The sequence below is a fragment of the Dongshaea marina genome (assembly GCF_003072645.1).
In the GTDB taxonomy this organism is placed as follows: domain Bacteria; phylum Pseudomonadota; class Gammaproteobacteria; order Enterobacterales; family Aeromonadaceae; genus Dongshaea; species Dongshaea marina.
On the sequence record NZ_CP028897.1, the window covers coordinates 2,443,363 to 2,464,268 of the forward strand.

The following is a 20,906-nucleotide window of genomic DNA, read 5'->3' on the forward strand; positions in this document are numbered from 1 at the left end:
ATGTAAGTTGCATAGGCTAGGTGCCTTCAACTTCGACGAGTAATGATGTCATGACGTAAATTACGTTGAGAATATCCTCCCTATGTAGAATAGTATTTATCGGGAATTATCTATTGCACCAAATACACTGTAGGTGCTACATTTCAACCATGAGTACTCTAATACCATGCAAATATCTATTGAAAAAAGGACTCATAAAGCTCTTGTCGAAAATGCTTGAATTAAAAACCCTTATGAGTGAATTTATATGCGATTAACACTGAATCAACTCCGTGCATTCCTGAATCTTGTTGAGGGGGGTAGCTTCATTGAAGGAGCCCGCCGGCAATCTATTTCACAACCAGCATTAAGCAGGCTTATCCGACAGATGGAAGTAGAAATAGGAGCCAGATTATTCGACCGAGATACTCGAAATACATCTCTGACTCCCATAGGGCGGGAATTAGAAGTTATTACACGAAGATTGATAACACATATTGACGAAGAGTTCGATCGAATCAGTCACTTAAGTAACGGTAATTCAGGTACAATTCATATAGCGGCCTTGCCAACTATGTCGTCTTACTTTCTACCATCAACCATTGCTTCCTACGGGAATGCTCATCCGGGTATCAAGATTATTGTAAATGAAGCGGCTGCAGAGCAGGTTATCACTTCAGTATTATCAGGTGCGGCTGATTTTGGACTAATTGCTGGTCCCCTGTTGGATGAACGCTTTACATGGCATGAGCTGTTTTGCGATAGGTTTGGTCTAGTGTGCCGAAATGACAATCAAATTTTAGAGAATGATGAGTGTATCTGGTCAATCTTTGAGAATTCCCCTTTCATTTCTATGGCTAAAGGTACAAGCGTTCGGAAGATAACAGACTTAACATTTAAGGCCACCAGAATTAAGGCTTCTACAAGAACTCAGTGCTCTCAGTTGGGGTCAGTAGGTCAATTAATTAGTGAGGGAGTTGGCATTACTGCTCTTCCCGAGTTGAGCATGCCATTTATAGGTAAAAGAAATTTGGCGTGGCGTTTACTTTCCTCTCCAATTATTGATCGAAAACTTGGGATTATCACTCGAGCTCACATCACACACTCCAAAGCCACCCAAAAGTTCATTAAGCAGCTTATTAAAAATGCTCAACAGAAAAGGACTGAGTCTGAAGGTGACTGGATTTCAGTCTAGGAAGGATAATTCAATATGGTCATTTGTTAATGTATCTTCTAAGAATGCCATAATAATTCGAGACATAAATAATCATTAGAACGGTTATGCAATTTTAATGTCTGCTCCTAGGAAGTTTTATTTCATAAGTAGTCGTATATTTAGACATTTAATACACTCTAAAGCAATACCTGATTTCAGCATAAATTGATCCCAGCTTCCATTCTTAGCGATGCTCACTGAGACGACACAGCGATGTCAGATATCACTCGAAAGCGATACCAAGTATTACTCAAAGCTGTGTTCGTTAAGGCGACAAAGCGATGCCTGGAGTGCCTAACATCGGTGTAGCAGATCCTACTCTTGAATCTGCTACATTGTAGCGTTATCAATTCTCGCCGGGTACGGCCCCAAAACACCACCCTACCCTTTATGTGTTTCCTCAACAAGCCAGACATTTCTACTCAGCCAAACAACCAGACTTATCTAAATGGTTGCAACATAGACTTATATGATGCTAGCTGTTAGTGTTCTCGCTTGATTTAATTCCAAAGCAAAGAGCAATCCCTTTGTTTTCATTGGCTTTTTCAGTAATTAGCATTTGAGTACCATTACTTCTGATGTTGAAAACTTTTTCGACACCTGCATTCATAAGAACATAATCCTCATCTGCTAGAGAGCTAAGCCCAACTGGTTGTGGCTTATGACTCCATGAAAACGTGATATCAGTTAAATCAGCAGAACGCCATGTATCAGCTCCAGGATATTTGATCGTATTTAGGTCAGAACAAATTTCTGAAAGCTGTTGTTTATCTATAAATGGATATATGTGGCTTGGACTATCACCTATTTTTTTCCAACCATAGTTGTACTGGGAAACACTGTCGTAATTATTAGCCAGAAACAAAAATGTAAAATAACTTGGTGGTTCAATAACTTCTGAGTTGCTAGCAGTCGAGTTTTTAGATACAACCGCAAGTATAATAAAAAATAACATACTGAATATTTTTCTGTCTGTCATAATTTCACTTCCTATTTTATTATAATATAGTTAACTCTATGATCGTCTATGAGTATTTTTTGTAATAAATGCACCTAGAGCATCAGAGTAATCATGATAATGCCATTGAATACTCATCTCTCCTAAAATTTCATTTAAGTAATAAGATTTATTCCCATAAAACGCATCCATACATGATTCAATCATTATTGCTTGGGAAGTATCATAACATTGACTTAGCCATTTAGTATATTTAACACCGTAAGCCCACCCGTCATCATTAAATTCTGGTGCAGAGCTACCATATTCGCTTTCGCTAAACTTTACTCCCTCATATTTTGAGCTAATAGTTTCCCCTGTTGCTGGGATGCTCAACTCACAATTAATTTCATATTTACCAGCTTCGCCTGGCATAAGACTTTCTAGTGAAAATCTTTTTACATGAGAGGGCAATGTTGTATCAGTAGTGGGGTTGTAAGGACTGTACTCATTTAATCCTTGCTTTGATTTGCATGATACAGAAAATCCTAACTCTCTATTATCCGGTTCTGTTAAAAAATCAAGAGAGCTGGAAAATACATTACCAGAAAATAGCGAAGCTCCAATAATAAATATCGGAGCACTAGTGTTAATTAATCCCTTCTTTAAAATCATATTATCAACCTTCCTATATAAATAATGAGCCTCATACGAATCCGTTAAGGCGCCATTAAGGTTAATAAATGAACACAATTTGTCAACCAAAAACTATCAAAACTTCGCGCATATACAAAAAACGGTCATCAGGATGGACGAGCCACAATGTTAGAAACACTGTTTCTCCGGTCCACGGCGTAGCGAGGCGCTTGCATGGCCAGATCTTTTGAGGGCTCCATGCCCAGCTTGGCCCGCTGGTCGTTCGGAATATCGCGCTTGGCTTTCTTTTGCAGTTCGTCGATCTGGTTCATCACCTCGAAAAACTTGAGATAGACCTTGAGCTGCTTATGACGGCCAACCTGATTGCCTTTTACCGCTTTATTGAAGTTCACGGTCGTTTCGTGATCTCCAGAGTTGGATCGACGCATGTGACCGTGGGAGATATTTTTCAGATGGGTGATCACCTGCTTGGCGATCTCATCATTGGAAACCTTGGCGTGGTAGGTACAATCAATCCAGTCAACCTGCACACTTTCAAAATCCAGCATCGAGCAAAATTCGGGACGTGCGTTCAGCAACACCTGAATCAGCTCCATCGCACACAGACTAATATCGGTCGGTCCGTAAACATTGTGGAACTGGAGGAGCTTGGCCGGTGATGCCTTGAGGATCACATGGGGTGGCACCTTGTCATTGCCCTGATAGATCTTCACTGCCAGCGAACCAAACGAAGATGGCAGCGCTTCGAACGGGTGACGCAGGTCGTGAATCTCCTGATCACCATCAACACTGAACACCACATTTTTGCTCTCGATCTTCATGCCGTTTAATCCGCATTGCTCCAGCTCTAAAAATTGCCGTCCGGATTGTTCGCTATTCAACAAGCACTCATCCAAGAACGGAACATGCAGCTTGAGAAGGTCAATCATACTGGGCTCAAAGGGTGCTTGAAAGAGAGAACTTGAGTGTACGGTCGTTGGCAAAGATGACCAATATGTCACCCAAGACGATCTATCAGATCACCTCGGACAACGCTGAACCTCGGTTATCAACGATTAAACCCCTGATTGTTCAGTTAGGCTGCACGGCTGATGAGATCATTTTTGACGACGACGAACTGAAACTCCCGACAGAGTTGCAGATGATCCTGAAAAACATCACGCAATTGCCGGATGAGAAGCAGGAGATCGTCAAAGAGATGCTCAAAGGCTGGGTGACCTACCAGCTCACGCAAGAGATGAACAAGAAGTAACCTTGCAGGGTTTCAATCAGAGCCGAAACGGGTCAAAATGACACAAAAGTACACTATTAAAGTATGTGTACTTCGAAAACCGGTCACCAAAATTGCCGGTGAGGAGGGAGCAGGTCCCCTGCTCCTGACGAGCTGGCCAACAAGCGAAGCGCGTTAGCAAAAACAGGGGCGTAATGAGCTGGGATATTTGCCGCAGAGCTTTTTTATCGACAAAAGAAGAACGGAGAATCAGAAGCTATTAGCTATGGATATCAACGCTGATATTTTTCATGGTCAGATTGTTCAGTTTGAGCATGGGTATAACCCTCAAACAGGTGAGATCACTCATCTTCTTGATACCGCCAGCAGGCGAGGAGATAAAACCGCAGTCCAACACCTGGGGCTTGGAATTGGCGATAGAGTTCAATTCAGGAGAAATCAAATTTGGGGAGTTAAAGCCGAAAGCTCCACCCAGCAAGTTGTGCCGAGTGAAGCTTAAACAATCAATGTTATAAAGGCTGCCAGCCAATTCCAGCTAGATAATTCAATGCCTCAAACATTTCGTACAGAGTCTCAAAAGAAATCGTGAGTGCCAGTACTGATAGAGCTGAAAAAGATGACGTATTCATATTCGCCTCCCGTAAGCTCTCCGCTTACTTTATTAGATTTTTTTTGCTCATTTATCAGTGCCCACAGCGAACTTCGAACAAAGTGATTGTACGTTTTTTGAACAGAAATGGGTATTGATGCAGATCAAAGAGACAAACGAAACCCAAGAGAAGAGGCTAATTTCGATAGTAAAAGATACAAAGCCTTTTCCTGTAACTATGAGGTGGTAGGGCTTTGACCCTTGAGCCAAGCCTGTAAGATCTGGCAGCTTACATGACGGTGACGTATAATTTACAATTACGTTACATTTATGCCTGCCATTAGGTTCAATAACATGAAGAAATATGCTGCACTCGTAATGCTTTCTCCACTACTAGCTGAAGCAAATACAGGAGCCACGGTAGTATTAAATAATCAACATGAAGTTCAATGTAATCAGAATGGATGGACTGGCAGTGAATTTTACCGAACAGCTTGGACTGGTTATTGCTCTAAAGTCTCAGCAAAAATAAAGAATACTGTACAAACACTTGATGGTATAAGTTGTCAAGCAGGGGAGATTCCAGAGGACGCTGTAGGTGAAACATATGCAACATATGCAATAGTTAATAATAAATTAGTCTCTTTAGGGTGTCAGACTCAATATCGAGTTAAAATTAACGTGCATAATTGCTTTTTTAGTCCTATACAATGCCAGTTACCATATGATTATAAATAATTGAACATTAAATTCCGCATAATGCTAATTATGTTACGGGGAGCTTCCCTCCCCCTGACGACTGCCTCATGCTTCGGCATCACGTAAGGGAGAGCCGCTCCCGGTCGGTGCTGCGCATGATACCGACCGGCACCCTCAACATAATTGTGTGTACATTATGCAACATTGTGTTGTTCGCTCAAAACGTAGCTGCACAGCGCCGAAGTTCTGGTCAACATAGGCCTGGGCCGCCACGGTAATATCAAACTCCAGAGTCCACCAACCCTGCTAGCGCTGGGAGTGTCTGGACGAACTGTTCCGAATATTGGCTCTCCTACCTTTGCGTAATGGTTTCTATGTGACAGAAACAATAAATCAGTGTGTGATATGATTCATCCTGAGGTCGACGGTATTGTTAATTGGTAGGTGCATATATGGATAACATGGGTGTTCTGATATTTTTTTGTGGGAAAATGGGCTCAGGAAAGTCTACTTTAGCAAAGACGTTGGCATCAGAAAGGAACGCTGTACTTTTATCTGAAGATGAGTGGTTATCTTCTCTATACCCCAACCAAATAACCACGCTTTCTGATTACTTGAAATTATCTGATTTAATCAAGCCTCTTATTTATGAACTTGTACAAAATATCCTGAAAACGGGTTCTAATGTCGTTATGGATTTCCCCGCTAACACGATATCTCAACGGGAATGGTTTAATAGGTTATGTAGTGAGATTGGATCTGAGCATGAGATGTTTTATTTAAATGTCAGCAACAAAGTATGCTTAGATAGGTTGCATAAGCGAAGAACTGAACAGCCCGAACGGGCTAAATATGACAATGAGGGTGTATTCAATCAGGTTACCCAATATTTTGAGTCTCCGAGTCCTAATGAGGAAATGAATATCGTAGAATTCTCGAGACCTCTCCCTCAGGGTGATATTGATGTTCGCTAAGGCAGCAAAGCGCTTTTTGGACTGGTGAGTCTATTCGGGAAAATCTGATCTGGATTCTGCTATAACGCAGTGTTATCAACTTTTGCCGGGTACGGCCCCAAACCAACCCCTACCCTTAAGCCAGACATTTCAACATCCCTGGATCATGTTGCATATGAGACTCGGCTCCCAAATGTAGTATTTTGTGTTCTCAAAACTGCGAACATCAGAATGAGGAATACCACGAGTTCGATCAATTAAAGCTAGAGTATTCTGTAAGTCCCCTCGCCCTTTAATGATCCACCCTGTTAAGCAGTAAGAATCTTAATGCTGAATATGAGATCCATGATATAGACAAAAAGAGATCCACATGCCATCCTGATTTACTAAGATAAATATCACCTGTTGATCATTAAAAAAAGCTGTAGTCGAGGAGTGATTTTGAGAAGTTTAATAAAGTGCCAGGGATTCATATTTGATGTTGATGCCACATTAGTCGATACGACAACCGTAATAAATAATATATGGAAATCCTGGGCCACCAAGAAGAACATTGGCTTTGAGCTCGTTTATCCACATATTCATGGTAGAAAAGTAAATGAAACCTTAAAGGCGATTGACCCGAGATATGAAAATATTTGTGAAGAGACAGAGATTAAAATCATTGCTAGAGAACAGATGAGCTCAGCTCGCGCTATCGATGGAGCTCTGGATTTTGTAAGTAGCATTCCGCTCTCAAAGTGGGCTATTGCAACAAGTGGCCCTAGAGCGATCGCAACAACCAGCTTAAAAGCCTCGGGATTTCCTGCCCCATCTAATATGATTTGTGGCGAAGACGTTTGCAAAGGCAAGCCGGATCCCGAACCATTTACACGAGCAGCAGATCTTTTGGGAGTTAGCCCTAAGGAGTGCGTTGCATTTGAAGATTCTCCCGCTGGCGTAAAGTCTGCCAAATCAGCAGGTTGCTTTACTATTGCACTAAAAACAAGCCATGAAACCGATGCACTTGCTGAGGCAGACCTGCTGGTTGATACCTTTGAAAATATATCAATTCATAAAGAGTCCGATGGGTTTATATTGACGGAAATATAACGGAGTAGCGGGACTAAGACTATATTTCAGAGGCTATGTGCTAAACATGGTGGTAAGCCTGCTCCGGGGCAAGCTGGTAATCGAGCGGATGGCTCCAATTGACTTACAATCGTAGTTTGCGTGTGGCCTTTTGCTTGAGTCAGACCAGCATAGACAGTCCAGCTAACTCAAATCAGAGTTAGCAATGGCTGGACGAGATATCGGCTTAGCGGTTTTCTGCTTGCTTAGGGACAGTGACATCCTCACGGCTGTTCCACATCTCGATCGGATCTTCTTCTGTCATTGCTGGCGTACCTATATGGCAAAAAGCACATCGAACCTTGAGTGAGTCATGCCCACCCTCAATGACTTCGGCATCTCCACCACAGAATGGACAGGGCTTGAGTTCATCCATAGTTAGCTCCGGGAATTGACTTTCTCAACCTCAATTTAAGATGCAAAAGGACGGTCGTCAACCAGATGTAACCAGTTAAATATATCGCGGCTAAGATCTAAACTTTCGACCTTTCAACCCAGGTAATGAGAACTGTCATTATTCTACCCGGGCTATTAGTTTCGTGACTCAAAGCCCATTGCTGAGGATATAGGTTTGCCCGGAGTTTTAGTGATCGGTTATGTTGCGTCCTGGCTCAACTCAAAGGATCGAACTGTGCTTCAGTTTTAATTGAGACAATACATAAAGGGCACGCCAGGGAACAGGGCTAAAACCTTCCACGGTTATTTCATCTTTCAAGCTGCAAGCACCCAGCTCGTATGAGTCGAGAGCTCCCAGGCGTCCCCTCCTCCGTTATCACAAGGCACTTTTGAAGACCAGCCACTTAGTCATCCCCGATTACAGATAAACAAAAGGACAATTATTCACAGGAGTCCAATATGAGTACCCCAAGAATTGAGCGTTTGAAAAATGCCATGTTTGAATCGCAGCGACAGATCTCTTTAGAGCGTGCGCAGCTTTATCTTGAGAGCCACAAACACACTGAACATGAACCAAAGCTCATTCGCCGCGCCAAAGCAACGGCTCATATTCTTGATAAGGTCCAGATCTCTATTCGCGCAGATGAGCTGATTGCTGGTAACCGAACTCTGTAACCCCGGGCCGGGATCGCATCCCCTGAGATGGATCCATACTGGATAGATAAAGAGCTCGATAGCTTTGAATCCCGGGCCCAGGATAAATTTTATATCTCGCAACAAGATAAAGATCTGTATCGGACCAAACTTTTGCCCTATTGGTCCGGGCGCTCGATGAAAGACTTCATCAAGGAGCAGTTCCCCGACAATGTCCGGGAGGCAGTGGCGCAGAAAATTTTCAGCATAAACCAGACTGATAAGGGACAGGGTCATATCATCATCGACTTTCAGCGCCTGCTGGAGCATGGCTTAGCCAGCTTACTTGATGAGATGCACACCTTGAGTCATGCACAACCACAAAATAGCTTTTACCAGGCGGTGGCGATCCTGCTATCCGCCTCGATTCGCCATATTCAACGTTATGCCCGGCTAGCCGCCCGGGATGCGGATAAGGAGCAAGACCCTCAAAGGCGCCGGGAGCTAGAGACGATAGCAACAATCTCGGAAAAAGTGGCGACCGATAAGCCCGAAAGCTTCTACGAAGCCTGCCAGCTGTTTTGGTATATGAATATCATTTTGCAGTATGAGTCGAATGCCAGCTCACTCTCTCTTGGGCGTTTTGATCAATACATGCTTCCGTTTTATCAACGCTCTGTTGAACAGGGTGAGTCGGTCCAGTTCTTGCGCGAACTGCTGGAAAGTTTATGGATCAAAACCAATGATATAGTGCTGCTACGCTCATCGGGCAGTGCCAAGTTTTTTGCAGGGTTCCCGACGGGATACACCATACTACTTGGTGGCCTGAGTGAAACCGGTCAAAGTGCGGTCAACCCACTTTCAACCCTGTGTTTGGACGCTTATCAGAGTGTTCAGCTGCCCCAGCCAAACCTTGGGGTACGGGTGAATGAGTTTATCGACCGGGCTTTTCTGATGAAAACCGCCGAGACCATACGGCTTGGAACCGGGATCCCACAGATCTTTAACGACGAGGTGGTGGTGCCCGCGTTTTTAAACCGTGGAGTCGCACTAGAGGATGCGCGTGACTATGCGGTGGTCGGCTGCGTCGAGCTCTCCATCCCGGGAAAAACTTATGGCCTGCATGATATTGCCATGTTTAACCTGCTCAAGGTGATGGAGCTGGTCATGCAGCGACACGCTGACACTGCCGATATCAGCTTTGATGATCTGCTCGAATCTATCCGCCGCGATATTCGCCACTACATCCAGCTGATGGTTGAGGGCTCTAACATCTGTGATATCGGTCACCGGGATTGGGCGCCGGTCCCCCTGCTCTCCTCCTTTGTCAGTGACTGTGTCAAACAGGGTAAAGATATCACCTATGGAGGAAGTCGCTATAACTTCTCCGGAGTACAGGGGATCGGTATTGCGAATTTGTCGGATTCTCTTTACGCACTGAAGCAATATGTATTTGAGGAGCAAAGGTGCAGCTTCAAAGAGTTTGTCACCACCCTGAGCCGTAACTTTCAGGTAGAGGATGGTGAGAAGATTCGCACCCGCCTGATCAACAAGTATCAAAAATATGGTAATGACAGCGACGCGGTGGATCGACTCGGATCTGAGCTACTTCGATTTTTCTGTAAAGAGGTCGAACGCTATCAAAACCCTCGAGGTGGCGGGTTTACACCAGGTTCATATACGGTATCAGCACATGTGCCGCTTGGAGCCGTGGTCGGTGCAACTGCAGATGGCCGGCTGGCCGGTGAACAACTGGCGGATGGGGGTTTGTCCCCCATGCTGGGGAAGGATCAACTCGGGCCAACCGCGATACTTAAATCCGTGAGCAAGCTAGATAACTATTTGCTGTCAAATGGCAGCCTGCTGAATGTGAAGTTCACCCCGGCCACACTGCAGGGGCAGCAGGGCCTGAGTAAGTTAGCAGATTTTATTCGTGGCTTCATGAAGCTCAAGCTACAACATATCCAGTTCAACGTATTGAATGCGCAAACCCTGAAAAAAGCTCAGTTAAACCCCCAGGATTATACCGGGCTGGTGGTTCGTGTCGCAGGATACAGTGCCTTTTTTGTTGAGCTATCCAAAGAGATCCAGGATGACATTATTCGAAGAACCGCTCATGAACTGTGAAAACCTGACGGCACGGGAACAAAGGGTACTCATAGGGCGGATCTTTAATATTCAACGCTACTCTCTGCACGATGGCACAGGGATCCGCACCCTGGTGTTTTTTAAGGGGTGTCCACTTCGGTGCCCCTGGTGTGCAAATCCTGAATCCCGCTCGAACCGCATTCAATATGTTCGTAAACCTCAAAAGTGTATCCACTGCGATGAGTGTGCGATGGATAGCCAGGAGTGCCCTAGTGGAGCCTGGGAGCAGGTTGGAACTGAGATGACAGTAGAGGATGTGATGGCCGAGATCGCCAAAGATGACATCTTTTTTGATGCCTCAAATGGCGGAGTCACCCTCTCGGGAGGTGAAGTGCTTAGCCAGCCCCATTTTGCGATTGCGCTGCTGACACAACTAAAAATGCTCGGCTATCGAACCACCATCGAAACCTCGGGGCATGGCAACAAAAAGCAGCTTCTGCAAATGGGTCAGTTGTGTGACGAGGTATTGTTTGATTTCAAAATCATGGACTCACACAAGGCAAAACAGCATCTCGGCCTTAACCTTGAGAGGGTCCTGAGCAATTTCACAGAGCTTGTGCAGCAGGGATGCAAGGTGATCCCGCGTTTACCCCTTATCCCGGGGTTTACCCTCGATATCATTAACCTGGAACAGATCCTGAGATTCCTGGGGCAGTTTGATATTCAAGAGATCCACTTACTGCCCTTTCATCAATATGGGGCAAACAAGTACCAGAACCAGGGCATGGAGTATCAACTCAAAGATCTTCGGGTGCCGAGCCCGTCAGAAATCCAGGGGATCCGCCAGCATATCGAAGCGAGCGACTATCGCCTAGCCGTCGGAGGCTAACACAACCCAGAGCAGGATTTGCCAAGTTCAGGCGATTTAAGCATTCACAAAACATTAAGGAAAATCACAATGATCTACATGCTAGACACCGCAGACTTAAACGCGATCACCCAGGCAGTTGACTTGTATCCAATCGCCGGGGTCACAACGAACCCATCGATCATTGCCAAGGAGAACCGTCCCTTTAAGGCGATCCTGCTGGATATTCGGGAGGTCATCGGTCGTGAGCGGATGCTTCATGCCCAGGTGATGGGTAAAGATGCCCGGACTATGTTAAAAGAGGCCCAGGCGTTACGGGAGCTGGACCCGCAAATTATCGTGAAGGTTCCTGTGACGACCCAGGGGCTCAAGGCGATGAAGCTTATCCATGCCCAGGGGATCCGGATCACGGCCACCGCGATTTTAACCCCACAGCAGGCATTGATGGCAGCGGTTGCCGGCGCAGAGTTTTTAGCACCTTATGTGAACCGGTTGGACAACATCTGTGGTGATGGCACGGCTGTGGCCGCCGACATGGTACAACTTATTGAGAACTATCAACTCGATGCGAAGGTGCTGGCGGCTTCGTTTAAGAATATACAGCAGGTTCATAAAGTCGCTTTGGCGGGCGTTCAGTCTGTGACCATTGCTCCCGATCTCATGGAGCAGCTGCTTGTCCACCCCTGACAGACTCAGGTGTGGCAGGCTTTGTCTCTGACTGGGAGAGCATCTATGGTGAAGGCTCAACCCTGTTGGATGTTATCTAGGTTGAGCCCTCCTGACTCGCCCCGGGGCTCAACTATCATTGAAAACAGGGCGGGCAACCCGGATCTGACCTCCCCCTTTGCTCTCAAGATTCTGTTTAAGCAAGAGAGCAAACAGCTCGCCTTCAAGTCGGTATGCAGTTTGCGAAATATTAGGCATCCCCACATACTCAGGTTGTCTGAGCCTGCAAGGATGTAGAGATGCCCCGCTATTACTTTTTCCTGGTGTTATGCATCTGCATATCTGGGCCCGCAATCGCAAGCACCACTTCGAGTCAACCCTTTACACTGCGGATCATTACCGAAGAGTGGGCTCCCTATAACTACATGGAGAAAGGTGTACTTAAGGGCTTTTCTGTTGAGATCGTCCGGGCTGTCATGAAGCAGCTTGGAGAGGAGCATAAAATCGAGTTACTGCCGGGCGCCAGAGGTGAGCGATTACTCGATTATGAGCCAAACGTAATGAACTTCTCTTTGTTTCGCACCAGGGAGCGCGAGCCTCGCTATAAGTGGATCGGCCCCATCTCAGAGGAGTCGATCTATTTTTATAAGCTGGCCGACAATCATAAAACATACGGAGATATCCAACAGATTAAGAAGATTGCTATCGCCTCCCCCACAAGGGGCTGGTTTTTTCTCGGCTTGAGCAACTCGGATTCAGCCACCTGCGTAAAGCGGTTGACTGGGAGCAGCGATTTAAACTGCTGTTGGCCGCAAAGGTGGAGCTTTTAGTCAGCTACACTCCCCTGGGAACCCGTTACTATTTCGAAAAGCTCGATATCCCACAAGGCAGAGTGATTCAAACCGACATTCGTTTACTCCAGTTTCCTCTGTATATCGCCTGCTCAAAGCAGATCCCGGATCGGGTGATCAATCGTTGGCAGCAGGCACTCGATGCCGTGAAATCCTCAGGAGAGTATCAAAAAATTTATCAGAAATATCTTAATCCAAAGCGAACTCCAGCCTCCCTCTAAAAACTCAACAATGCTGCTGTAGCGGCTCACTGTAGAGTATGGATTTCCTGATTCAGGTGGGAGTTGCAAGGTTTGACAGTGCGGATGCTCAGGGGCACACCTAAACTTAAGCATACCCGTGAGCTCTGTGGAGACCTTAACCACAAAGGTTGTGGGATAGAGAGTGGCGGGATTCTCCATAAGCACGGGGCCTTGCGATGGACTTGCAGAAATTACAGATAGAGTGGGATGAGTCTATGGAGACGGGAGTCAATCTCGTCGATCAGCAGCATCGACAGATCATCGAGTCACTCAATACAATCCTAACCTCCGAGCACAGAGTTGAGTTTCAGGAGTATCAAAAGCTGCTGAAGCGCTTTTCTATTACCCTGATGTCACACCATGAGGATGAAGAGCGGATCATAAACTCAATTGACCCTGAAAATCTCGACGCACACAAAAGAAAGCATCAAATCCTCCTCAAGGATATCATTGCACATATTCAATGCATCAGGCATGCGGAGTCGGCATTTTCATTCTTTGATTTGAGAAACGATGTTTTGAAACACCTGCAGCAGGATATCGATTTTTTCAAATCTCAGTGAACCCCGTTATTTTGATACCCAATCAGAAGCGGCCTCCCCCGAGGTGAGGCTTTCAACAGCAACTCAGATTGGCTCAACCAGAATATCATCACCTTAGTAGAACAAAGCTCCTCTCCCGCAATTGCGACTGCTGTTTCCAGCGGTACTATACTGAACAGCAGGACGGGAAAAGTATGATAGGGAGAGGTTATGCGTAACCATCTGATTTTTATTGCAATTATGATCGCCTCTACTCCTGTGATTGGTAAATCACTTGAGCTTGTGTCACTTGAGTATCCTCCCTATATTTTTCAGGAAAAAGGGAAAGTCAAAGGGATAGCGGTTGATCTTGTTTTAGAAGCATTGAAGAGATCTGGCCACAGTGCAACCATAAAGATTCATCCCTGGGTTCGCTCACTTAAGCAGGTGGAATCAGGCAGTGCAGATGCAATTTTCACCATCTATAAGAATCCGGACAGAGAAAAATTCGCTGACTTCTCAAATGAGGTGCTAATACCTCAAACGGTATCTTTTTTTTCAAAAAAAGATTCAAACTTTAAATATAATGGTAACCTTGAATCCGTTTCTAAATATAAGATAGGGGTTGTTAGAGGAGTAAGCTATGGCAAGATTTTTGACGATGCAGTCAAAAGTGGTCAGTTAAAATCCATAGATGAGAGTAATAATGCGAATGCAAACTTTAAGAAGCTCTTAAAGGGTCGATTTGATCTTTTGGTGAGTAACAAATATGGAGCTCTTTTCATCTCTAAAAAAACCAACAGCTCAAATCTTATAAAAGAGATAAGTCCACCGCTACAAACTGTTCCAAGCTATATTGCCTTCTCAAAGAAAAGGGGGCTATCTCATATCAGAGATGAGTTCGACTCAGCCTTGCGTAGCATGAAGAGTGATGGAAAATATAAAGAGATTATAGACAGCTACACCAAATAATCGAGGATTAAACTGCCTTCATGCCCGGCTTGCAAGCCCCTGTGTTTCGAACGGGGGCCTGCCTCCAAATGACTTGTCTGGGCGCTCAGAGATCTCAGAGCAGCAAGCCATGTGATACGGTTATCAGCTAGCTGTATAATTGCCGCACACCGCAAGGGTCCGTGTGTTCGCTAATGCTCCCCTCCCTGCCGTTCAACCGGACACAAGGCGTACTCACCCGGCAAACCCTGAACCATTTTAGCTGTTAGGCACTGGAAGATGTGCGATGCTCCCCCGACTTTCGCTGCGTTTTTATACTAGAGTTTAACTATCGGTAGATAGTGAGGTGGATGCTATGGATAGCGTTACCTACTTGAATATTATTTTATGCATAGCAGTTATAGTCATGACCGGGACAGTCATATCATTTAACTTTGTCAAAACTGAGCTCAAGTCCATCAGAGAGGAGTCCGCCTTAAGTGAGCAGATATCCAACTATCTTGAGTACATAAAGGTGCTTCAGTTCATGATCAAGAAGAGATGGAAATCTATCTCGGTCATATCCGAGAAAAACCTTGAGAATGACTCTATGGTATTTATTAATCAATTTCTGTTTGATGATTACCATGAAGTAAAGTTGATGAAGCTATCCACAGAGATCACCTATTTGTGTGGATTATTCAGAGATCTCTTCGATGCTACCAAGCTATATACTGATTTTCATAAGCGAAGAGTTGCACGAGGCGGGAATAACCTGAAAGATGAAAACTGGTTAAATTTTTCGGTATCTTTAATTCAGGCTCATGATAAAAAATTGAAGTTCTGCTATGAGTTTTGCTCTTTTATCATCCGTAGTGAGGTTGATCTTTTTGAGGATGGCAATGAGGATTTATTAAAGTTCATTGATTTTTATGAGACATTGAAGAGAAATGGAACATTAAAGTAGCCAATAGAAATCAGCCGTGGGCTCGACTTTAATGATTACAGGTTGTTGATATTAATGTTCTTGTCGGCTGGGAAAAACCAAGCGATATATCCCATAGTTCCTTGGTTTAATATATCTTCTCTTTGATACCTTCCGTAAATCGATAAGTAACAACCATCATTTTTTAAATTTCCCAACCGATATCTTTGATCCGATTACTCATCACTACTCTCTATATTCATTGTGTTAATTTGCTGGTGCCTAGCAATTTTTGTATAGTATATTTATATGCCGATGCATATCTTCAAGATTAAGGATCAGTCCCTGAGTCATAAGGCTATCTTGATGCTCCTGAGCCGGAATGCCGGATCTATAATCACCGGGGTGAGTAATCGGACTCATAACCATAGCCATTTTCGAAATATTCACATGATCACAAATATCAATATGCCCATTGAGGGTTGAACCATCATCAACATTACAATGGGAGCCCAGACTTAAACTGCCAGCCATACCAACGCCATTAGAGACCGCAGTGTTGTTTCCAATCTGAACATTATGAGCGATCTGGCACTGATTACCAATGATCACATCGTGAGCCACTTTTGTATCTTCAATTGCTCCTCGATCAATTGTCGTACAGGAGCCTATTCTTACTCTATCACCGATGTTAACACTTCCGGATTGGATTATTTTGATCCATTCACCACGCTCATTAGCATTGCCAAATCCGTCGGTTCCAATGACAGTTCCTGAATTAACCATCGCACACTCACCAATGATTACATCATGATAAACGGTAACATTAGAATCAAGAACTGTATGTGAGCCTATACTTGAACCTGAACCAATATAACAACCGGGGCCGATTGATACATTATCAGAGATAGTTACTCCTGACTCAATCACAACATGGGCAGCAATGGTAACATTCAAGCCTAATGTTGAAGTATGATCTATGATGGCAGTTTCATGAACAGAGCATCCGCTTCCTAAGCTTTTATTTAAAATCTTAGAGAATGGTAAGGATTAGGAACCACAATCGCATTTGTATTGCAATAGCTTAAATCATCCGGCCTTAGTAAGACTGCTGATGCTTCAGTATTCGATAAATAATGATAGTGTTTTTTATGAGAGATAAAAGATAAAAATCCACTTTTAGCATTATTTAAACCGGCTGTGTCATTAATTCCCACATTGCCATCACCATAAAACTGAGCACCTAGTTCACTTGATAACTCGGACAGTGTCATTTTCATGAGGCGTCATCACCATAAACAGCTCCGATAAAAACAATAGTAGAGTTATAATTATATCGACAGCTAAATATAATTTTTCTCGGGGTTATCAATAAATCCATTCTGATGCTCCGTATATTAATATCATCATTTCCTGATGAAGTTGTTAATCCTTGCACCTAGAACAAGTCTCAACGATCTTTATTAAGCATCTTAGGTCGCTATAATGAAGGAATGGATTGCAAGTGAAAACCACGACTTCAATCACCCCACACTACGCTAAGCTGCTGTGATAATCCACTACTCATTGGTTTTTATGATGGGGATCAGTTATTTCTTGAAGGCCCTTTAGGCTTGGCTAATCGGAGTCAATGGGTCTAAATCTGACTAAAAAAAACTATTTCTTAACGACAAATGCTTACGTAAGCAGATGAGTGGTTTAGCAGGTAGTAATTAAACGCTATACTGGCCGGACAGCAATAATAGAGCGCATTGATGGACTATAGTCAACTCTCCCGGATCAGCCTCAAGCACCTGACCACACTACACCTGATGTTAAGCACCCACAGTGTCACCAAAACAGCCGAGCAGCTTTTCCTGAGCCCATCGACGGTGAGCAAGACCCTGAACCAGCTTAGGGATCTATTGAAAGACGAGCTCTTCTACCGGGATGGCTCCCGGCTGATCCCAACTCCTTTTGCCCTCAAAGCGGGCCAATCCATCCACCCTATCCTGTCGAGTATGAATGGTTTGCTCCACCAACAAGCCTTTGATCCTATAAGCTACACTGGAGTATTTCGTCTCTCGATGCGTGAGAGTACCTTTGAGATTTTCGCGCCACTCATAGGTGAGATCATCTCTTCCAGAGCGCCTCATGCCAGGATGATGATCTATGGGAAGGATCAGTTCGGAATCGAGGCACTGGTGAGCGGTCAGACCGATTTTGTACTTCTGCCACACGATCTCAGCCAGCCACCGACTCGCCATCAGGATCTGATCTGGGAGTCGATTATCGATGATGAGATGGTCTGCCTGATGAGTGCGGATCACCCACTTGCGGCTAGCCCACTGACCATCGAAGCCTATCTGGAGTACAGCCATATAGGCATTTTGGACAAAGAGCTTCAGCAACCCTATTTTGAGCAGATCCTGGCCCAGCAATATCAACCCAGGCAGACGGTATTAAGTGTGGCTGATTTTGGCCAGGCCGCACTGCTTTGCCAACACAGCGAGCTTCTTTTTACCTGCTCAAAACTTTGGGCGATGAAGGCTCAGCAGGCCCGTGGACTGATGGTGAAGGAGCTGCCTTTTGACTATGGAAAGGTTGCCTATAGCCTGGTTTGGAATAAGCCTATGCTCAATGATCAGGCGATGAAGTGGTTCTATGAACAGCTAAGAGATTCCTGAGAGCTCCCTCTCTCAGGAAAAGAGACTAGGCCTGATGATCTCACGACCGAGCACCGCCTCTAAACGTTGGCTGAAAACGTCTGCCTGCTCCCGGGTACACTCAGCCCAGTGGCTGGCCTCCCCTACCACACCATGCCGGCGGAACCCGTTGACCCGAATGGCGATCCGCTCTGGTAACTCTCTTAGATAACTCCCCAGGGCTTCCACCTCCTGCAACAGGTCGGTTTTGCCCGGGATATAGAGCAAACGGACCTCATGGAGCTTTTGGGTCCTGGCAAGAAGCTTTATGCTTTGAAACACCCTGTGATTACCGCGTCCAACCAGCCAGCGGTGAGTCTGCTCCTGCCAGGCTTTGAGATCGATCATGGCACCATCAAGCTCAGGCATCAGCCGCTGCCAGCCTTGTACCGACAAACTGCCATTACTGTCTACAAAGCAGGTTAAGTGGGATAGCTCGGGGGCGATTTTGATCGCCCTGAAAAGCGCCCGGATAAAGGGAAGCTGCAGGGTCGCCTCACCACCTGAGAGGGTAATACCACTGATAAAAAAGCGATTATCCCGGATAATCTCCAGGATCTGCGAGACGGTGTAATGGGTGATCTTTGGGTTTGAGTGGTGGTCACAGGCTTCTAAACAGCGATCGCATTGGGTACAGAGAGCGGGGTCCCAGACGATCTTGCCTTCGGGGCTTTGGATCAACGCATCGCTCGGACAAACCTTCAGGCAGTCCCCACAGTGATTACAGGGATTGATGGTGTGGGGGTTATGACAATTGAGGCAATTGTAGTTACACCCCTGTAAAAAGATCACCAAACGGTTGCCGGGCCCGTCGACACAGGAGAAGGTCAGAATACGACTGACCTTCGCCTCCTCAGAGAAATTCACCTCACTCATGAGAGCCCTGATATACCGGGGTCATTTCATGACTGATCACTCTGGGCTTGCGCTCCAGAATACCGGTTTTTCTGGCCGCTTCTGCCCCAGAAAGGTGGTATTACTGCGTGAACCTTCAGCGTCATAGCGAGCAATATCGGAGAGCTTGATCATGTAACCGGTCACCCTGATCAGATCGTTTGAGTCAACATTGGCGGTAAACTCCCTGAATCCGGCCTGAAGCGCTCCCCGGCACAGGTTGTACATGGCTTCCGGATTAGACTTCACCGTCTCATCGATGGTGAGGATGTCGCTGATCCCTGAGATGTAGTACTGGTGGTGCTGCGCCGTGGTGTTAACATAGCTCACCGGATCTGGCTCGGTCCCGTAAGGGATCCGAACCCCCGGGGTGACGCCTTCATCCAGACTTATTCCCCCCTGAGCATGTAACAGGGCTTTCCCATTCAGGCCATATTTGACTTCGCCGGATTCAACAATTTCGGCTAGGGCCTGAGAGATCTTATGCCCTAGTTGATTGGCATCGTCATCACGGCCATAACGACCCTGGCGCTCTTCTTGTGCCATCAACAGATTAACCGCCTCGGCCATCCCGTAAATGCCAAACATGGGAGCAAAGCGCGATTCATCAATGAGCCCTCAGCAGTCAAAAAACCTTTGAAGAAATTGGATTTTTCATGCAAAAACTCACTGCGGCGATCCATCAGCTCAAACATCAGCTTGCTGTATTCCACCAGAGCCTCTTTGAGGAACTCTTTGCTGGAGGAGGATTTTTTCGCCACCTCAGCCAGGTTCATCCTGACCAGGGTATTTGAGCCACCAGCCAGTGGCAGCGAGTTATAGCAACTGACGATCCCAAACTGCCCGTCACCATAGGCTTTGGCATGCATCGGATAATTGGCGATATGCGGCTTGCTGCATTCACAGATATTTGCCGTTGCAACCCGCAGCAGATCGTCAGGAGTAACCGCCGGGTCATACATAAAGGTCAGGTTTGGTGCGATCTGCTTAAGCTCTGCATCCACCCTGAGGATGGTGCGGCAGATAATATTGTCCGTAGGCCCTATATTCACATGCATGAAGGCATCAGGCAGAGTCCGATCCAGCATGATCCAAAACAGTTTGAGCTTTTGATAAATCTGCTGTTCGGTCAGCTCAGCGACATAAGGAAGCAGGAGTTCATCGAGTTGCCCAAGATAGACAGGAATCGAGGTCACCGAGGGTACATGGTGATAGATGATGGTCAGAAGGTTCAGGGCCTCATCAAAATTCTGAGCCGGGCTGAGCTCCAGATAGGCCGATCCCTGGCGTAAAAATTTAGCGTAATCTGGCAGAACATACCTGGGCTTAAAGGGCGCGTGCCCTTCAAACATATCGCATAGGATACCTTCGTCCATCGCCTGCTTAACGGCAGGTGAGATCTCTGGATAAGGTAAGCTGGCTTCGGCCTCCAGGGCAAGAAGTTGTGATTTTTGTTTTGTCGAAAGATTGGCATCTGTAATGATCTGCAAGAATCGCTGTTCGCTCATGGGAAAAACCTTTTTATCTGTGTGCGTATAATTTACTGCATCCTGGCACTTTCTAATATTGAAAAATTAACAAAGAGTGATTTCCATTATGGAAATGGGTAACCCCTAGCCTGCGAAGCTAAAAACCTTAAGTGGCGCCCCCTTGAACAGATGAATTGAGCAGACAAACCGACTTTTAGCGGGTGCCTGGACAATGACTAAAAGCAACAGGCTATATTGAGACGAGCGATATTCGACACTAAGCAACAAGCCATCACCTGGTGTTTAGAGCAATTGGAGAATTCAGAGAGTGCAGATTAAAGCCGATGGCTTCTGTGGCTACATTGCTT

At 45.4% G+C, this 20,906-nt stretch carries 21 protein-coding genes and 2 pseudogenes; 15 read left to right on the forward strand and 8 right to left on the reverse strand.

Going from position 1 to position 20,906, the window contains the following annotated elements:
- Positions 1 to 247 precede the first annotated feature (247 nt).
- Positions 248 to 1,174, forward strand: a complete 927-nt coding sequence (locus DB847_RS11710) for a LysR family transcriptional regulator (protein ID WP_108650843.1) — start codon at positions 248 to 250, stop codon at positions 1,172 to 1,174.
- A gap of 496 nt (positions 1,175 to 1,670) precedes the next feature.
- Here DB847_RS11710 and DB847_RS11715 read toward each other — a convergent pair whose 3' ends face one another.
- The 3 genes from DB847_RS11715 to DB847_RS11725 form a co-directional block, all read right to left on the reverse strand.
- Positions 1,671 to 2,174 carry a hypothetical protein gene (locus DB847_RS11715; RefSeq protein WP_108650844.1) on the reverse strand — a complete coding sequence of 168 codons (504 nt, stop codon included), beginning with the start codon at positions 2,172 to 2,174 and terminating at the stop codon, positions 1,671 to 1,673.
- Positions 2,175 to 2,210: 36 nt separating this feature from the next.
- Positions 2,211 to 2,807 carry a hypothetical protein gene (locus DB847_RS24375; RefSeq protein WP_159084563.1) on the reverse strand — a complete coding sequence of 199 codons (597 nt, stop codon included), beginning with the start codon at positions 2,805 to 2,807 and terminating at the stop codon, positions 2,211 to 2,213.
- A gap of 128 nt (positions 2,808 to 2,935) precedes the next feature.
- On the reverse strand, positions 2,936 to 3,718 hold the full coding sequence (locus DB847_RS11725; protein ID WP_108650846.1) for a phage/plasmid replication protein, II/X family: 783 nt from the start codon (positions 3,716 to 3,718) through the stop codon (positions 2,936 to 2,938).
- 65 nt (positions 3,719 to 3,783) lie between these two features.
- Between DB847_RS11725 and DB847_RS11730 the strand changes: the two genes are divergently transcribed.
- From DB847_RS11730 to DB847_RS11745, 5 genes are all read left to right on the forward strand, one after another.
- Positions 3,784 to 4,041 (forward strand): hypothetical protein, encoded by a 258-nt coding sequence (locus DB847_RS11730; RefSeq protein ID WP_234418566.1) that lies wholly within the window; start codon positions 3,784 to 3,786, stop codon positions 4,039 to 4,041.
- 187 nt (positions 4,042 to 4,228) lie between these two features.
- Entirely contained in the window at positions 4,229 to 4,519 is a 291-nt protein-coding gene (locus tag DB847_RS11735) for a hypothetical protein (RefSeq protein ID WP_159084565.1), read from the forward strand.
- Between the two features lie 444 nt (positions 4,520 to 4,963).
- On the forward strand, positions 4,964 to 5,347 hold the full coding sequence (locus tag DB847_RS24380; RefSeq protein WP_159084566.1) for a hypothetical protein: 384 nt from the start codon (positions 4,964 to 4,966) through the stop codon (positions 5,345 to 5,347).
- 413 nt (positions 5,348 to 5,760) lie between these two features.
- Positions 5,761 to 6,282 carry an AAA family ATPase gene (locus DB847_RS11740; RefSeq protein WP_108650851.1) on the forward strand — a complete coding sequence of 174 codons (522 nt, stop codon included), beginning with the start codon at positions 5,761 to 5,763 and terminating at the stop codon, positions 6,280 to 6,282.
- A 420-nt stretch (positions 6,283 to 6,702) separates the two neighbouring features.
- Positions 6,703 to 7,353 carry an HAD-IA family hydrolase gene (locus DB847_RS11745; protein WP_108650852.1) on the forward strand — a complete coding sequence of 217 codons (651 nt, stop codon included), beginning with the start codon at positions 6,703 to 6,705 and terminating at the stop codon, positions 7,351 to 7,353.
- A 205-nt stretch (positions 7,354 to 7,558) separates the two neighbouring features.
- Here the strand turns inward: DB847_RS11745 and DB847_RS11750 are convergent, their stop codons facing one another.
- A complete protein-coding gene (locus DB847_RS11750) occupies positions 7,559 to 7,747 on the reverse strand; it encodes a Lar family restriction alleviation protein (RefSeq protein WP_108650853.1) in 189 nt (62 codons plus the stop codon).
- Between the two features lie 515 nt (positions 7,748 to 8,262).
- Between DB847_RS11750 and DB847_RS11755 the strand changes: the two are divergent.
- The 8 genes and pseudogenes from DB847_RS11755 to DB847_RS11790 all read left to right on the forward strand — a co-directional run bounded on the left by DB847_RS11755 (position 8,263) and on the right by DB847_RS11790 (position 15,533).
- Positions 8,263 to 10,527: pseudogene (locus DB847_RS11755) on the forward strand (formate C-acetyltransferase).
- Complete coding sequence (locus DB847_RS11760) at positions 10,517 to 11,377, forward strand: [formate-C-acetyltransferase]-activating enzyme (protein ID WP_199911809.1); 861 nt, start codon at positions 10,517 to 10,519, stop codon at positions 11,375 to 11,377. The pseudogene DB847_RS11755 and the gene DB847_RS11760 overlap by 11 nt, the downstream one beginning before the upstream one ends.
- A gap of 69 nt (positions 11,378 to 11,446) precedes the next feature.
- Positions 11,447 to 12,043, forward strand: coding sequence for a transaldolase family protein (locus DB847_RS11765; protein ID WP_199911810.1), 597 nt, complete (start codon positions 11,447 to 11,449; stop codon positions 12,041 to 12,043).
- 278 nt (positions 12,044 to 12,321) lie between these two features.
- Positions 12,322 to 12,852, forward strand: coding sequence for a substrate-binding periplasmic protein (locus tag DB847_RS11770; protein WP_108650855.1), 531 nt, complete (start codon positions 12,322 to 12,324; stop codon positions 12,850 to 12,852).
- Positions 12,840 to 13,094, forward strand: a complete 255-nt coding sequence (locus DB847_RS11775) for a type 2 periplasmic-binding domain-containing protein (RefSeq protein ID WP_108650856.1) — start codon at positions 12,840 to 12,842, stop codon at positions 13,092 to 13,094. The genes DB847_RS11770 and DB847_RS11775 overlap by 13 nt, the downstream gene beginning before the upstream one ends.
- Before the next feature lie 197 nt (positions 13,095 to 13,291).
- Positions 13,292 to 13,678, forward strand: a complete 387-nt coding sequence (locus DB847_RS11780) for a hemerythrin domain-containing protein (protein WP_108650857.1) — start codon at positions 13,292 to 13,294, stop codon at positions 13,676 to 13,678.
- Positions 13,679 to 13,867: 189 nt separating this feature from the next.
- Positions 13,868 to 14,608, forward strand: coding sequence for a substrate-binding periplasmic protein (locus tag DB847_RS11785; RefSeq protein WP_108650859.1), 741 nt, complete (start codon positions 13,868 to 13,870; stop codon positions 14,606 to 14,608).
- A gap of 334 nt (positions 14,609 to 14,942) precedes the next feature.
- Positions 14,943 to 15,533 carry a hypothetical protein gene (locus DB847_RS11790; RefSeq protein ID WP_159084567.1) on the forward strand — a complete coding sequence of 197 codons (591 nt, stop codon included), beginning with the start codon at positions 14,943 to 14,945 and terminating at the stop codon, positions 15,531 to 15,533.
- A 240-nt stretch (positions 15,534 to 15,773) separates the two neighbouring features.
- Here DB847_RS11790 and DB847_RS11795 read toward each other — a convergent pair whose 3' ends face one another.
- Together DB847_RS11795 and DB847_RS24965 are read right to left on the reverse strand one after the other, a co-directional pair.
- A complete protein-coding gene (locus DB847_RS11795) occupies positions 15,774 to 16,448 on the reverse strand; it encodes a UDP-3-O-(3-hydroxymyristoyl)glucosamine N-acyltransferase (protein WP_234418567.1) in 675 nt (224 codons plus the stop codon).
- Positions 16,449 to 16,516: 68 nt separating this feature from the next.
- Complete coding sequence (locus DB847_RS24965) at positions 16,517 to 16,771, reverse strand: LpxD N-terminal domain-containing protein (RefSeq protein WP_199911811.1); 255 nt, start codon at positions 16,769 to 16,771, stop codon at positions 16,517 to 16,519.
- A 474-nt stretch (positions 16,772 to 17,245) separates the two neighbouring features.
- Here DB847_RS24965 and DB847_RS11800 point away from each other — a divergent pair, with 474 nt between their 5' ends.
- Positions 17,246 to 18,157 (forward strand): LysR family transcriptional regulator, encoded by a 912-nt coding sequence (locus DB847_RS11800; RefSeq protein WP_108650863.1) that lies wholly within the window; start codon positions 17,246 to 17,248, stop codon positions 18,155 to 18,157.
- A gap of 12 nt (positions 18,158 to 18,169) precedes the next feature.
- On the opposite strand, the gene DB847_RS11805 is transcribed toward DB847_RS11800, so the two are convergent.
- Positions 18,170 to 19,051 (reverse strand): YjjW family glycine radical enzyme activase, encoded by an 882-nt coding sequence (locus DB847_RS11805; protein WP_108650865.1) that lies wholly within the window; start codon positions 19,049 to 19,051, stop codon positions 18,170 to 18,172.
- Between the two features lie 36 nt (positions 19,052 to 19,087).
- Positions 19,088 to 20,577, reverse strand: a pseudogene (locus DB847_RS26380) (YjjI family glycine radical enzyme).
- Positions 20,578 to 20,906: the final 329 nt, after the last annotated feature.

Bases quoted from the DNA above. Each gene is read 5' to 3' on its own strand.
- DB847_RS11790 (WP_159084567.1), top strand. From the start codon at position 14,943: ATGGATAGCGTTACCTACTTGAATATTATTTTATGCATAGCAGTTATA.
- DB847_RS11750 (WP_108650853.1), bottom strand. From the start codon at position 7,747: ATGGATGAACTCAAGCCCTGTCCATTCTGTGGTGGAGATGCCGAAGTC.
- DB847_RS11785 (WP_108650859.1), top strand. From the start codon at position 13,868: ATGCGTAACCATCTGATTTTTATTGCAATTATGATCGCCTCTACTCCT.
- DB847_RS11730 (WP_234418566.1), top strand. From the start codon at position 3,784: ATGTCACCCAAGACGATCTATCAGATCACCTCGGACAACGCTGAACCT.
- DB847_RS11715 (WP_108650844.1), bottom strand. From the start codon at position 2,174: ATGACAGACAGAAAAATATTCAGTATGTTATTTTTTATTATACTTGCG.
- DB847_RS11780 (WP_108650857.1), top strand. From the start codon at position 13,292: ATGGACTTGCAGAAATTACAGATAGAGTGGGATGAGTCTATGGAGACG.
- DB847_RS24965 (WP_199911811.1), bottom strand. From the start codon at position 16,771: ATGAAAATGACACTGTCCGAGTTATCAAGTGAACTAGGTGCTCAGTTT.
- DB847_RS24375 (WP_159084563.1), bottom strand. From the start codon at position 2,807: ATGATTTTAAAGAAGGGATTAATTAACACTAGTGCTCCGATATTTATT.
- DB847_RS11770 (WP_108650855.1), top strand. From the start codon at position 12,322: ATGCCCCGCTATTACTTTTTCCTGGTGTTATGCATCTGCATATCTGGG.
- DB847_RS11740 (WP_108650851.1), top strand. From the start codon at position 5,761: ATGGATAACATGGGTGTTCTGATATTTTTTTGTGGGAAAATGGGCTCA.
- DB847_RS24380 (WP_159084566.1), top strand. From the start codon at position 4,964: ATGAAGAAATATGCTGCACTCGTAATGCTTTCTCCACTACTAGCTGAA.
- DB847_RS11710 (WP_108650843.1), top strand. From the start codon at position 248: ATGCGATTAACACTGAATCAACTCCGTGCATTCCTGAATCTTGTTGAG.
- DB847_RS11725 (WP_108650846.1), bottom strand. From the start codon at position 3,718: ATGATTGACCTTCTCAAGCTGCATGTTCCGTTCTTGGATGAGTGCTTG.
- DB847_RS11805 (WP_108650865.1), bottom strand. From the start codon at position 19,051: ATGAGTGAGGTGAATTTCTCTGAGGAGGCGAAGGTCAGTCGTATTCTG.
- DB847_RS11800 (WP_108650863.1), top strand. From the start codon at position 17,246: ATGGACTATAGTCAACTCTCCCGGATCAGCCTCAAGCACCTGACCACA.
- DB847_RS11760 (WP_199911809.1), top strand. From the start codon at position 10,517: ATGAACTGTGAAAACCTGACGGCACGGGAACAAAGGGTACTCATAGGG.
- DB847_RS11765 (WP_199911810.1), top strand. From the start codon at position 11,447: ATGATCTACATGCTAGACACCGCAGACTTAAACGCGATCACCCAGGCA.